Origin of the sequence: Flavobacterium pisciphilum (assembly GCF_020905345.1) — a bacterium.
GTDB lineage: Bacteria > Bacteroidota > Bacteroidia > Flavobacteriales > Flavobacteriaceae > Flavobacterium > Flavobacterium pisciphilum.
Map to the genome: position 1 here is coordinate 1092402 of NZ_JAJJMO010000001.1, position 14263 is coordinate 1106664.

Annotated in this window: 9 protein-coding genes; 7 read left to right on the forward strand and 2 right to left on the reverse strand. The window is 32.9% G+C overall.

The genetic code is table 11. From position 1 onward, the window contains the following. Nucleotides 1-11: 11 nt before the first annotated feature. On the reverse strand, nucleotides 12-650 hold the full coding sequence (locus LNQ49_RS04115) for a rhomboid family intramembrane serine protease (RefSeq protein WP_229987451.1): 639 nt from the start codon (nucleotides 648-650) through the stop codon (nucleotides 12-14). Between the two features lie 113 nt (nucleotides 651-763). On the opposite strand from LNQ49_RS04115, the gene LNQ49_RS04120 reads away from it, so the two are divergent. Beyond that, a complete protein-coding gene (locus LNQ49_RS04120) occupies nucleotides 764-1633 on the forward strand; it encodes a lysophospholipid acyltransferase family protein (RefSeq protein ID WP_229987452.1) in 870 nt (289 codons plus the stop codon). 67 nt (nucleotides 1634-1700) lie between these two features. Here LNQ49_RS04120 and glmM read toward each other — a convergent pair whose 3' ends face one another. Then, nucleotides 1701-3089 carry a phosphoglucosamine mutase gene (glmM, locus tag LNQ49_RS04125; RefSeq protein WP_229987453.1) on the reverse strand — a complete coding sequence of 463 codons (1389 nt, stop codon included), beginning with the start codon at nucleotides 3087-3089 and terminating at the stop codon, nucleotides 1701-1703. A 189-nt stretch (nucleotides 3090-3278) separates the two neighbouring features. Between glmM and LNQ49_RS04130 the strand changes: the two genes are divergently transcribed. The 6 genes from LNQ49_RS04130 (at nucleotide 3279) to LNQ49_RS04155 (ending at nucleotide 14233) form a co-directional block, all read left to right on the forward strand. After that, a complete protein-coding gene (locus LNQ49_RS04130) occupies nucleotides 3279-3863 on the forward strand; it encodes an acyl carrier protein phosphodiesterase (protein WP_229987454.1) in 585 nt (194 codons plus the stop codon). Further along, nucleotides 3860-5545: a gamma-glutamyltransferase gene (gene ggt / locus LNQ49_RS04135; RefSeq protein WP_229987455.1), complete on the forward strand. Its 1686-nt coding sequence runs from the start codon at nucleotides 3860-3862 to the stop codon at nucleotides 5543-5545. The genes LNQ49_RS04130 and ggt overlap by 4 nt, the downstream gene beginning before the upstream one ends. A 129-nt stretch (nucleotides 5546-5674) precedes the next feature. Further along, complete coding sequence (locus LNQ49_RS04140; RefSeq protein WP_229987456.1) at nucleotides 5675-7459, forward strand: chloride channel protein; 1785 nt, start codon at nucleotides 5675-5677, stop codon at nucleotides 7457-7459. Nucleotides 7460-7575: 116 nt separating this feature from the next. Further along, the gene (gene uvrA, locus LNQ49_RS04145) at nucleotides 7576-10407 is read left to right on the forward strand and encodes an excinuclease ABC subunit UvrA (RefSeq protein ID WP_229987457.1); all 2832 of its coding nucleotides are present in this window, start codon (nucleotides 7576-7578) and stop codon (nucleotides 10405-10407) included. Nucleotides 10408-10561: 154 nt separating this feature from the next. After that, a complete protein-coding gene (locus tag LNQ49_RS04150) occupies nucleotides 10562-11290 on the forward strand; it encodes an LOG family protein (RefSeq protein ID WP_229987458.1) in 729 nt (242 codons plus the stop codon). Between the two features lie 195 nt (nucleotides 11291-11485). Continuing rightward, a complete protein-coding gene (locus tag LNQ49_RS04155; RefSeq protein WP_229987459.1) occupies nucleotides 11486-14233 on the forward strand; it encodes a gluzincin family metallopeptidase in 2748 nt (915 codons plus the stop codon). The last annotated feature ends 30 nt before the right edge of the window (nucleotides 14234-14263 follow it).

The window sequence follows — 14263 nt, forward strand, 5'->3', positions numbered from 1 at the left end:
AAGTTGTGCCATTATAGTTTTCCGAGCTTAGCCATTATAAAAAGAATAACTATTGGAATAGCTAACAGTATGACCATCAATGAATGATCAACAACTAATGCAGGATCTTTTATTAGTGTAATAAAATATCCACCTATTGCTCCTCCAAAATGGGCTGTATGACCAATATTATCATTTTTTGCTCTCATTCCGTATATCGAGTACAGTAAATACAGGATTCCGAAAAGATAAGCTGGCATCGGAATTATAAAAAATATCCCCAGCATCATATCTGGTTGTAATAAAATTGCAGAATACAAAATCCCTGTTACAGCTCCCGAGGCTCCTACTGCACGATAACTATAATCATTTTTATGAAATACCATTGTTAGTAAACTTCCGAAAACCAAGCTACCTATATAAATCAATGCAAACGAAAAATTTCCTAAATGACCAATAACAACTGGTGCAAAAAAGTAAAGTGTTAGCATATTAAAAAGCAAGTGCATCATATCAACATGCAAGAAACCAGATGTTAACATTCTTATTTGTTCTCCTGAGCGAATACTTCCGACATGAAATTCATATTTTCTAAAAAAGGAAAGATCATTAAATCCCTTATAACTAACTAAAACATTGGCAACAATTATTCCTATCAAAATAGTATTCATATTCTTCATTTATTGTGAATTGTAAATATAGTAATTCTCATAGACACGACAGTTACTGATTAAAAGATATACGTTATTCATTTTTGAGTTATATTTGTAAAAAATTAAACTGCATGCAATTTCTTGTTTATATAATATCATATCCATTACTTTGGATTATATCTATACTCCCATTTCGAATTTTTTACCTGTTTTCTGATGTTGTTTACTTCGTCGTATATTATCTAGTTGGGTACCGAAGAAAAACAGTTAAAGAAAATTTGGCACTTGCATTACCTCATCTTAACGAAAAGGAGAGAAAAGGAGTTGAAAAAAAGTTTTACCAACACATGTGTGATATGTTTTTGGAAATGATAAAAACAATGACTATTTCTCCGGAAGAAATGCATAAACGTTTTGTCATTACCAACATTGAACTTATAAAAGAATACGAAAAGAAAGGTCAAAGTGTTGTTTTGGTTGCTTCGCATTATGCAAGTTGGGAATGGCTATTGACCGTAAATTCGCAAATTAAATTTAGAGGAATTGGGGTTTATAAAAAAATTGTAAATCCTTATTTCGACAAATTAGTTCGAAAAATACGTTCTAAATATGATGCTGAATTAGTCGAAACTAAAAAAATAATTCCACTCATGGCACAAAACCAGAGAGATGGTATTTTAAGTATGTATGGCTTAGCAAGTGATCAATCTCCTAAATTAGACAGAGCTTTTCATTGGGATTCTTTTATGGGAATAGAGGTTCCTGTTCATACTGGTGCAGAAATGCTAGCAAGAAAATACAATTTAAGCGTTTTATTTGTGAAAGTAAAAAAAGTAAAACGCGGCTACTACGAAGCTACTTTTATTCCGATTTGTGATACTCCAAAAAAAGCAGATGGTTTTGAAATTACACATGCTTACCTAAGAGAAGTTGAAAAGCAAATTCTAGAAGCTCCAGAGTACTATTTATGGACCCATAAAAGATGGAAACACAGAAGATAATTACGCACATAAAACAAAAAATCCCGAAATTAATTTCGGGATTTTTTTATTAAAAGTAATATCAGATTTAAATTCCTGCAATAGCTTTTATTTCATCTATAATTCTTAAAGCTAAAACATCTGCTTTATCTTGCGATGGTGCTTCTGTATAAATACGAATTATCGGTTCTGTATTTGATTTTCTTAAATGAACCCATTCTGTCGCAAAATCAATTTTAACTCCATCAATGGTTGAAATATCTTCATTTTTATATTTCTCGGTCATTGCAACCAAAATCGCATCAACATCAATTTGTGGTGTTAATTCGATTTTATTTTTACTCATATAGTATTCTGGATATGAAGCACGCAAAGCTGAAACACTCATTTTTTTATTAGCCAAGTGCGTCAAGAACAATGCAACTCCTACCAAACTATCACGCCCATAATGTGACTCCGGATAAATAATTCCTCCGTTTCCTTCTCCACCAATGATAGCATTATTTTTTTTCATTAATTCTACTACATTCACCTCTCCTACTGCACTAGCCTCATATTTGCCGTTGTGAGAAAGTGTAACGTCTCTTAAAGCACGAGATGATGACATATTAGAAACTGTATTCCCAGGTGTTTTACTCAAAACATAATCAGCACAAGCTACTAAAGTATATTCTTCACCAAACATTTCACCATCTTCACAAATAAAAGCCAAGCGATCTACATCTGGATCTACTACTACACCTAAATGCGCTTTTTCTTTCACCACTAATTCCGAAATATCCGTAAGATGTTCTTTTAATGGTTCTGGATTGTGAGGAAAATGTCCGTTAGGTTCGCAATATAATTTTACTACCTCAACACCCATTAATTCTAATAATTTCGGAATAATTATTCCTCCTGAAGAATTTACTCCATCAACAACAACTTTAAATTTTGCCGCTTTTACAGCTTCAACATCTACTAAAGGCAAGTTTAAAACCTCATCAATATGGATATCCATATAAGCGTCATTGATCGTAATCTCTCCTAAGTTATCTACATCCGAAAAATCGAAAGCTTCAGCTTCGGCAATTTCTAGAATTTTTGCTCCTTCAGCTCCATTCAGAAATTCTCCTTTTTCATTCAACAATTTTAAAGCATTCCACTGTTTTGGATTATGAGATGCTGTAAGTATTATTCCACCATCAGCTTTTTCCAAAGGAACAGCAACTTCTACAGTTGGCGTTGTCGAAAGACCTAAATCTATAACGTTTATCCCTAAACCTACTAATGTATTTACAACTAGATTGTGTATCATTGGGCCTGAAATTCTAGCATCACGACCAATTACAACTGTTAGTTTTTCTTTTTTAATATTATTTTTAAGGAATGTTCCATAAGCCGAAGCAAATTTTACTGCATCAACTGGAGTTAGATTATCGCCTACTTTACCTCCAATTGTTCCTCTTATCCCTGATATCGATTTTATTAAAGTCATTATATTGAGTTACGGTTACTGCTACAAATATAAAAAAGTTGCTGAGTAACTAAGAGAATAAGAAGGCAAGATTTTAAAAAACTATCCAAACCCTTGTATTTTTAAGCAAATGAGTTAAAAAGTTTTTATTACATTTACAAGAGTAAACTTAACGTCTTACCTTTTTATAGCGTTAGTAACTCCTAAAAAATGAATTTCCTAGCTCATATATACCTTTCTGGCGATAATGATTTAATCAAAATTGGCAATTTCATGGCCGACGGAATTCGAGGAAAACAATTTGAAAGTTTCCCTTCAGAAATTCAAAAAGGCATAATTTTGCACCGTGCCATAGATACTTATACAGACGCTCACCCTATATTTAGGCAAAGCACCAAAAAGCTTCATGAAAAATACCATCATTATGCTGGTGTTATTATTGATGTGTTTTACGATCATTTCCTAGCCAAAAACTGGAAAGCCTATTCAGATGAAAATCTTGATGATTTCGTTAAAAAATTTTATGATTCTTTAACTGAAAATCACAGTGTTTTAACTGAGAGAACGCAACATCTGATGCCTATTATGTTTAGGGAAAATTGGCTGGTAAGTTATCAAACCATTGAAGGGATTCATCATATCCTGACCCAAATGGATCGCAGAACAAAAAACACTTCAAAAATGCAGTTTGCTAGTACCGAGCTAAAAGAATACTATACCGAATTTGAAACTGAATTCACTGCCTTTTTTGAAGAATTAAAACAACATGTTAATCACAAATTACTTTCATTATGAAAAAGATTGCCTTTTTATGCTACTTTATTTCTCTAACCTCTTTTGCCCAGAGCACAACCAATCAACCAACTGGATTGGTCACCAACAAAGCAATGGTTGTCTCGGCACGAGAAGAAGCATCAAAAATTGGTGCTGATATTATGAAAAAAGGAGGAAATGCATTTGATGCAATGGTTGCTACCGAACTAGCTTTGGCAGTAGCTTTCCCTTATGCTGGAAATATTGGTGGCGGTGGCTTTATGGTATACAGAAAAGCAAATGGCGAAGTTGGTTCTCTTGATTACAGAGAAAGAGCTCCTTTGGCAGCTACTAAAGATATGTTTTTAGACAAAAACGGAAATGTAATTAAAGGAAAGAGTACTGAAACCCCACTAGCAATTGGAGTTCCCGGAACTATTGCAGGAGTTTTTGCAGTACATAAAAAGTTTGGTTCTCTACCAATGAAAACAATTCTTGAGCCTGTTATTGCTCTTGCTGAAAGAGGGGTAATTGTAACCAAAAAACAAGAAGCTAGATTGGATAGTCATCGTGACGCTATTATAGAAAGAAATGGCAAGAACACTTTATTAGCTACTGTATACAAAGAAAATGACACTATCAAATATCCTGCATTAGCTGAAACTCTAAAAAGAATTCAAAAGAATGGCCGTAATGAGTTTTACAAAGGTAAAACTGCTAAAATGCTAGTTGATTATCTTAATAAAAAGGGTGGAATTATCACCATGAAAGATTTAGCATTGTATGAAGCTAAATGGAGAGATCCATTAACTTTTAATTACAAAGATTTAAAAATCACCTCAATGTCTCCTCCTAGTAGTGGCGGAATCTGTTTGGCACAAATTTTAAAAATGATTGAGCCTTATGATATCGAAAAAATGGGACACAACTCTGCTGAGGCTATTCAGGTTATTGTAGAAGCTGAAAGAAGAGCTTATGCTGATAGAAGTTATTATTTAGGTGATCCTGATTTTGTAAAAATCCCATTAAAAGGATTACTTGCTGATAATTATTTAAAACAAAGAATGTCTAGTTTTAGTTTTGACAAAGCCTCTTTATCATCAGACATAAAGCAAGGAGAAGTAAAATATAGCGAAAGTACTGAAACAACACATTATTCGATTGTTGATCAATTTGGAAATGCTATTGCTGCAACAACAACACTTAATGATGGATACGGTTCTAAGTATTACTGTGATGAACTTGGTTTTTTCCTAAACAATGAAATGGACGATTTTAGTGTAAAACCGGGTGAGCCAAATATGTTTGGACTAGTAGGAAACGAAGCTAATAGTATTGCTCCTAAAAAAAGAATGTTAAGTTCTATGACGCCTACAATTGTTGAAAAAAATGGCAGCTTATATATGGTAGTAGGAACTCCTGGAGGATCTACAATTATCACATCGGTTTTGCAAACTATCTTAAATGTACATGAATATAATTTCAGTATGCAAGAAGCAGTAAATGCTCCTCGTTTTCATCACCAATGGTTACCTGACAATGTTATTTTTGAACCGAATGCATTTGACACAAAAACACTTGATTATTTAAAATCTAAAAATTATATCATCAACGAAAAAAATCCTCCTGTAATAGGAAAAGTAGATGCAATTTTAGTTTTACCAAACAAAAAACTAGAAGGTGGCGCTGATTATCGTGGAGATGATGCTGCTGTTGGTTTTTAAATTAAACAACATATAGAACCCTGTTTTTTAAAGCTGTTAATTTCTTTAAGGAGATTAACAGCTTTAAAATTGCTTAGTCTGGGTTCTAAAGGTTAAATTTGCACTATCATATAACTTTTTTAAAACATAATGTTAAAAAAATACTTCAGGAGATTCGAATCAATTATTGCTATGCTGCAATCAATATTGACGCAAAAGCAATTCATATTCATGTCCAGTGTTTTGGTTGGTATTTCCTGTGCCTTTGCTGTAATTGTCTTAAAGACCTTTGCACATAGTGTATTCTCGTTTGCCACTTACATTAATGGAATTTTAAAACTAAGCTTCATCAATAGTATCTTGCCTATCATTGGTATCTTACTTACTGTTTTTGTTGTAAAAAGAGTCTTGGGTGGTACCATTGAAAAAGGGACTTCTCAAATTTTATATACTGTTGCCAAGAAAGCGAGTATTATTCCTAAAAAACAAATGTACGCGCAAATTATCACCAGTTCCCTTACTGTTGGTCTTGGTGGTTCTGCAGGTTTAGAAAGCCCAATTGTGGTTACAGGAGCTGCTTTTGGTTCTAATTATGCACAGAACTATAAATTGCCTTATAAAGACCGAACATTACTTATAGGTTGTGGTGTTGCTGCCGGAATTGCCGCTGCATTTAATGCCCCAATTGCTGGAGTTCTTTTTGCTATCGAAGTTTTATTGGTTGATGTAAGTATTTCTGCATTTACCCCAATTATGATTTCGGCTGCTACTGGTGCTTTGGTTTCTGCAATTGTTTTGGACGAGAATGTTTTATTGTCTTTTAAGCAACAACAAACATTTGATTATCATAATATTTTCTTCTACGTACTTCTAGGGGTATTGACTGGTTTTATAGCTATCTATTACTCTAGAAATTTCCAAAGAGTAGAACATTATTTTTCTAAATTGAAAATGAGTGCTTATAAAAAAGCGCTGTTCGGATCTTCAATGTTAGCAATTCTTATTTTCATCTTTCCAACTCTTTTTGGAGAGGGATACGAAAGTATAAAAACTTTATCAGAAAGTGATCCGGGGAAATTATTAGACAATACCTTATTTGAAAGTTTTAGAAACAATCAGTGGGTTTTATTACTTTTTGTTGGATGTACGATGATGGTTAAAGTTTTTGCATCTGGTTTAACAATTGGTAGTGGTGGAAATGGAGGGAATTTTGCTCCTTCCCTATTTCTGGGTTCTTACATAGGTTATTTCTTTTCAAAATTAATTAGCCTAACTGGTCTTACTCAATTGCCTATTAGTAATTTTACTATGGTAGGAATGGCAGGAATTCTAAGCGGACTATTTCATGCTCCCCTTACTGCGATTTTCCTTATTGCAGAAATTACAGGTGGTTACAGCTTAATGATTCCACTTATGATAGTATCTTCAATTAGTTTTGCTATTTCTAAGCGTTTTGAAAAGTATTCTCTTGATGTAAAAGGATTGGCACAAAAAGGACATGCTTTTACAAGCAATAAAGATTCGAATATTTTATCGACTCTAGAAATTGACTCTATCATTCAAACGGATTATTTAACTGTTTCTCCAGATGAACATCTGAGTAAATTAGTTGATTACATTTCGCACTCCAACCAAGTTGTTTTTGCAGTAATCAATTCAGATTCTGAGTTGGTAGGAATAGTACACTTTAATGACATTAGAGAAATTATATTTAATGTTTACAGGGTAAAATATACCTTGATAAAAGATGTCATGAAGACGCCACCAGCAACTATTTCTTCGATAGATAGCATGGAAACAGTAATGAATAAATTCGAAGCATCTAAAGTGGCATTTTTACCAGTTATAAAAAACGGAAAATATTACGGGTTCATTTCCAAATCTATAGCACTAGAAGCCTATAGAACCAAATTAAAATCGATGACGATAGAATAATTTTAATTTATAATATCTGAATATCCCATTTTTTGTATTTCTTTTTAACACAAACTTCTATAGTGTTGTATCAAAAGAACAAATCAAAATGGTAACTTTGCTTTTTTGCAAAAATTATGTCGGATACAAATAATACTATTGAAGTTCTTGGCGCAAGAGTTCACAATCTAAAAAATATCGATATTTCTATTCCTCGTGAACAACTGGTAGTAATTACCGGTTTATCTGGTTCGGGGAAATCTTCTTTGGCATTTGATACCATCTATGCTGAAGGACAACGTCGTTATGTAGAAACTTTTTCTGCTTATGCCAGACAATTTTTAGGTGGCTTGGAACGCCCTGACGTTGATAAAATCGACGGACTTTCGCCTGTAATTGCTATTGAACAAAAAACAACCAGTAAGAGTCCTCGTTCTACTGTAGGAACAATTACTGAAATATACGATTTTCTTCGTCTATTATTTGCTAGAGGTGCTGATGCCTATAGTTATAATACGGGCGAAAAAATGGTTAGCTATAGTGATGAGCAAATTAAAGATTTGATTATTCATGACTTTAGTGGCAAGCGTATAAATATTCTTGCTCCTGTAATTAAGGCACGTAAAGGGCATTATGCAGAACTTTTTCAACAAATAACAAAACAAGGTTTTATAAAAGTTCGCGTTAATGGCGAGGTTCAAGATTTGGTTTCAGGAATGAAACTAGATCGTTATAAAACACATGATATTGAGATTGTAGTAGACAGAATGGTTATTGAAGATACGCCTGACAATCAAAAGCGATTATCAGAAAGTATTAATACTGCAATGCACCACGGTGAAAATGTATTAATGATTTTAGACCAAGACACCAATGAAGTACGTTATTTTAGTCGTAACCTAATGTGTCCGTCTACTGGAATATCTTATCAAAATCCGGAACCAAATTTATTTTCGTTCAACTCACCAAAAGGGGCTTGCCCTCATTGTAACGGATTGGGAACTGTACATGAAATCAATATCAAGAAAATAATACCTAACCCTAAATTATCTATTAAAGCGGGTGGATTTGTTCCGCTTGGTGAATATAAGTCATCTTGGATTTTTAAGCAATTGGAAGTTATTGGAGAGAAGTTTGGTTTTAAAATCACTGATCCTATCGAGAAAATTTCTGAAGAAGCTATGAGCATGATTTTGCATGGTGGTAAAGACAAATTCACAGTAAATTCAAAAGATCTTGGTGTTGCTAGAGATTATAAAATAGATTTTGAAGGAATATCAAATTTTATCAAGAATCAACACGATGAAAGCGCTTCGACTACAATAAAACGTTGGGCAAAAGACTTCATGGATGAAATAAAATGTCCAGAATGTCATGGTTCTAGATTAAAAAAAGAGGCTTTATTCTTTAAAATAAATGAAAAAAATATCACCGAACTGTGTGATATGGATATATCGGATTTGACTGTATGGTTTATGGATCTACAAAGTCATTTAACCGACAAACAACTTTTGATTGCTTCTGAGGTTGTCAAAGAAATAAAAGACCGTTTGAACTTCTTAATGAATGTTGGTTTGAATTATTTGGCTTTAAGCCGAAGTTCAAAATCACTATCTGGTGGAGAAGCACAACGTATTCGATTAGCAACTCAAATTGGTTCACAATTAGTGGGTGTATTATACATTCTTGATGAGCCTAGTATTGGTTTACATCAGAGAGACAATGAAAAACTAATTCATTCTTTGGAACAATTGCGTGATATCGGAAACTCTGTTATTGTGGTTGAACACGATAAAGATATGATTGAACGTGCTGATTATGTAATTGACATTGGTCCGAAAGCAGGGAAATTTGGTGGTGAGATTATCAGTAAAGGAACTCCTAAAGAAATTTTAGACCAACATACCACAACGGCAATGTACTTGAATGGCGAAATGAAAATTGAAATTCCAGCAAAACGTCGTGAAGGAAACGGAAAGTTTTTGAAACTTACTGGTGCTACTGGAAACAATCTAAAAAATGTTTCGATAGAATTGCCATTAGGAAAAATGATTTGCGTTACGGGTGTCTCTGGAAGTGGAAAATCGACATTGATTAACGAAACGCTCTATCCTATCTTAAATGCTTATTATTTTAATGGCGTTAAGAAACCGCAACCATACAAAAAAATTGAAGGTTTAGAACATATTGATAAAGTTATTGATATTGACCAAAGTCCGATTGGAAGAACGCCACGTTCTAATCCTGCCACATATACTGAGGTTTTTACAGAAATAAGAAATCTGTTTACGATGACTTCCGAAAGTATGATTCGTGGTTACAAGGCTGGTCGTTTTAGCTTTAATGTAAAAGGTGGTCGTTGTGAAACCTGCGAAGGTTCGGGTGTGAGAACTATCGAAATGAACTTCTTACCTGATGTTTACGTTGAATGTGAAACTTGTCAAGGAAAACGTTTTAATCGCGAAACTCTTGAAATACGTTATAAAGGGAAATCTATCTCAGATGTTTTGAATATGACTGTAGATGAAGCGGTTCCGTTTTTTGAAAATATCCCTAAGATTTACAGAAAAGTAAAAACAATTCAAGATGTTGGTTTAGGATATATTACTCTTGGACAGCAAAGCACAACCCTTTCTGGTGGTGAAGCGCAACGTATTAAATTGGCTGGTGAATTATCTAAAAAAGATACTGGAAACACTTTCTATATTCTTGACGAACCTACAACAGGATTGCATTTTGAAGATATTCGAGTTCTTATGGATGTAATTAACAAACTAGTCGACAAAGGAAATACAATCTTGATTATCGAGCATAATATGGATGTCATAAAACTAGCCGATTATATTATAGACATTGGTCCTGAAGGTGGAAAAGGTGGCGGACAGCTAGTTGCAAAAGGTACTCCTGAGGAAATAATTAAAAATAAAAAAAGCTATACGGCGCAGTTTTTGAAAAAAGAATTATCTTAGTATATTGCACCCCGCTTTAAAAAAACAAACACAAATTTTAAGACGAAACCCTAGCCCAGATAGTAGCGGCATCCTTTTGGTTTTTCTTTAAAACCAAAAGATAAAGCGGATAGCTGGAAGGTGCTTCTGAAAAAATAAATTAATACAAAAGAAAATGAGATTAGAAGATTTTGACAATGACGAGGATAAAGTAATCCAAGATAGATTAAAACAAAAAACATGGAATGAAATCAGAACCAATGATAGTTGGGCGATTTTTAAAATCATGGCTGAATTTGTAAATGGATATGAAAATATGGGACGCATTGGTCCATGTGTATCTATTTTTGGATCAGCAAGAACAAAACCGGATGATAAATATTATTTATTGGCTGAGAAAATTGCTTATAAAATCAGTAAAGCTGGCTATGGTGTAATTACTGGTGGTGGTCCTGGAATTATGGAAGCTGGTAATAAAGGTGCTCACTTAGGAGGAGGAACTTCGGTAGGATTAAATATTGAATTGCCTTTTGAACAACACTTTAACCCTTATATTGACCGTGATAAAAACTTAAACTTTGACTACTTTTTTGTACGTAAAGTAATGTTTGTAAAATATTCTCAAGGTTTTGTGGTTATGCCTGGTGGTTTTGGAACTCTTGATGAAATGTTTGAAGCAATCACTTTGATTCAGACTAAAAAAATTGGAAAATTCCCTATTATTTTGGTTGGAACCGAATTCTGGTCAGGATTAATTGATTGGGTAAAAACTGTTTTGGTTGAGAAAGAACATACTGTAAGTCCTGATGATTTAGACCTATTTAAAATCGTTGATTCTGAGGATGAAGTGGTTGAAGCACTGGATAAATTCTACAAAAAATATGATTTAAGTCCAAATTTCTAAAATTTAAAAGCTGTGTAATAACAGCTTTTTTTTTACTTTTTTATATCTATTGGGTTTTATAACTCCACAATTAATAGTATATTTATTTCGTTATTAAACCTTTAAAGATAATCATTGAAGTTACTTTCTAAACTTATTATTTATACTCTTGTTTTATTTAGTTCAATAAAACTATGCGCTCAGCATCATTCTAAAATGACAGTTGCAGTAAATCTCGAGCTAAAAACATTGAACATCAGACAGGATATTACTTTTAACAACGTATCGAATGATACTTTAATTTCGGTTGTTCTTAATGATTGGAACAATTCATTCTCTGATAAAAATACTCCTCTTGCCAAACGTTTTTCGGATGAGTTTTACAGAGGATTTCATTTAGCCAAACCCGAAGAGCGAGGAAATACAACAATTATTAGCTTAACCGATACTCAAGACGGAGCTCTTGCTTGGGAAAGATCTGCTAAAAACCCAGATTATATTATTGTCAAGCTAAACCAGAAACTAGCTCCTAACGAAACAATCTCTCTGCATCTTACTTATATCGTTAAAATCCCTAGTGATAAATTTACGAGATATGGATTTTCACAAAACGGAAGTCTAAACCTAAAAAACTGGTTTTTGAGCCCTGCGCGATTTGAAAACCACCGTTTCATAAAATACAACAATTATAATCTAGATGATATTGCAAATGCAACTACCGATTATGAGGTTGAAATAAAAGTTCCTAATAATTACACTATAACAACCGATTTAGACAAGGTCTCGCAAGAGCAGTTTGAAAAATATAGCAATACCAACTATTCTGGCAATAAAAGAACTGATTTCAGCATGTTTATTGAGCCTAAAAATAGTTTTAAAAATTATAAAATTGGCACATTAGAAGTTGCTACAAATTTAAAGAACAACAATTTAAACGAAATACAGAAGGCACTTGCTATCAACAAAATTGTAGATTACACGAATACCTATATTGGTAAATACCCACATGATAAAATTACTATTTCGCAAATAGATTATGAAAGGAATCCGTTTTATGGCTTGAACCAATTACCTTCATTTATAAATCCGTTTCCTGATACATTTATGTTTGAGATTAAGTTCCTAAAGACTTACTTGAATACCTATCTAAAGAATAGTTTACGTCTTGACCCAAGAAAGGACAACTGGATTTATGATGGCATACAGATCTATGTCATGATGAAATACATTGAAGAAAACTATCCTGACCAAAAAATGATGGGAAGCCTTTCTAAGCTGAAAATTTTAAAAAGCTACAAAATAACAAACCTGAGTTTTAACGAACAGTACAGTTATTTCTATATGCTTATGGCTCGTAAAAACCTAGACCAACCATTGGGCGACCCAAAAAACACGCTAATAAAGTTTAACGAACAAATTGCGAGCAAATACCGAGCTGGACTAAGCCTTAGTTATCTAGATGATTATTTGGGTAACAATAGCGTAAAAACAAGTATTCAGGATTTTTATGAACTTAATAAAATAGAGCAAGTTAGTCGCACCAATTTTGAAAGTTTAATGAGTTATAACGCCAATAAGAATATCGATTGGTTCTTTGATGTTATAATAAATTCAAGAAAAATAATAGATTACAAATTTCACAATGTCTCTAAAACAAAAGACAGCATTACATTTTCTATAAGAAACAAAACCGATACTTACCTTCCTATTCCTGTGTATGGAGTAAAGAAAAAGGACGTAATGTTTAAACAATGGATTGACACAAAAAGCACCGACACTACATTTACTGTAGAGAGAAAAAATGCTGATAAAATTGTTTTGAATTACGAGAATGAGGTTCCTGAGTACAATTTGAGAAACAACTGGAAATCCTTAAAAGGATTTTATCCTACCAATCGTCCTATAAAATTTAATTTTGCTAAAGATTTAGAAGATCCATATTACAATCAGATAATCTATATTCCAACGCTTAACTATAATTATTATGACGGAATTACTCCGGGAATGCGCTTTCATAATAAAACAATATTAGACAAACCGTTTACTTTTGATATTAACCCTGCTTATTCTATAAAAGCAAAAACGATATCTGGCTCGTCTTCTTTCTCTTTTGTTCAAAATTATAGAAATAGCACTTTATATAATGTGAAGTATTCCTTTTCTGAAGCCTATTTTCATTATGCTCCCGACGCAACGTACCTAAAATTAAATCCAATGGTACAGTTACGAATTAGAGCAGAAAATTTTCGTGACAATAGAAAACAGCTTATTACAATGCGACAGGTCATTGTAAATCGTGAGAAAAGCAATTATATTACGGACAATTCTAGTCCGAATTATTCTGTATTCAATGCTCGTTATTTTAATACAAAAACTGAGATTACGAATCATTTTAATTTTATGTCGGAAGTACAATTTGCTAGCGAATTTGGGAAACTTGCCAGTGAAATAGAATTCAGAAAACTGTTTGAAAACAATCGACAAATTAATCTTAGAATGTACGCTGGAGCGTTTTTATACAACAACACCAATTCTGATTATTTTAGTTTCGGTATTGATCGCCCAACTGATTATTTGTTTGACTATAATTATTATGGTCGATCTGAAAGTACTGGTATTTTTAGTCAGCAATATATAATGGCTGAAGGGGGCTTTAAATCCAAATTAATTCCTCAATTTGCCAATCAATGGATAACAACATTAAATGCAAGTTACTCTCTTTGGAACTGGATTGAAGCTTATGGTGATGTTGGTTTTATTAAAAGTAAAGGTCGTTCGGAAACATTTATATATGACAGTGGTATTCGATTAAATTTTGTGCCAGATTACTTTGAATTGTATTTTCCTGTGTATTCTAATAATGGATGGGAAATTTCTCAAGATAAATATGGCGAAAAAATACGATTTGTAGTTACTTTATCCCCTAAAACATTAACCAATCTTTTTACAAGAAAGTGGTTTTAATCAAACATAAATTAAATAAAACATAAATTA

Bases quoted from the DNA above. Each gene is read 5' to 3' on its own strand.
- glmM (WP_229987453.1), bottom strand. From the start codon at position 3,089: ATGACTTTAATAAAATCGATATCAGGGATAAGAGGAACAATTGGAGGT.
- ggt (WP_229987455.1), top strand. From the start codon at position 3,860: ATGAAAAAGATTGCCTTTTTATGCTACTTTATTTCTCTAACCTCTTTT.
- uvrA (WP_229987457.1), top strand. From the start codon at position 7,576: ATGTCGGATACAAATAATACTATTGAAGTTCTTGGCGCAAGAGTTCAC.
- LNQ49_RS04120 (WP_229987452.1), top strand. From the start codon at position 764: ATGCAATTTCTTGTTTATATAATATCATATCCATTACTTTGGATTATA.
- LNQ49_RS04115 (WP_229987451.1), bottom strand. From the start codon at position 650: ATGAATACTATTTTGATAGGAATAATTGTTGCCAATGTTTTAGTTAGT.
- LNQ49_RS04130 (WP_229987454.1), top strand. From the start codon at position 3,279: ATGAATTTCCTAGCTCATATATACCTTTCTGGCGATAATGATTTAATC.
- LNQ49_RS04155 (WP_229987459.1), top strand. From the start codon at position 11,486: ATGACAGTTGCAGTAAATCTCGAGCTAAAAACATTGAACATCAGACAG.
- LNQ49_RS04150 (WP_229987458.1), top strand. From the start codon at position 10,562: ATGAGATTAGAAGATTTTGACAATGACGAGGATAAAGTAATCCAAGAT.
- LNQ49_RS04140 (WP_229987456.1), top strand. From the start codon at position 5,675: ATGTTAAAAAAATACTTCAGGAGATTCGAATCAATTATTGCTATGCTG.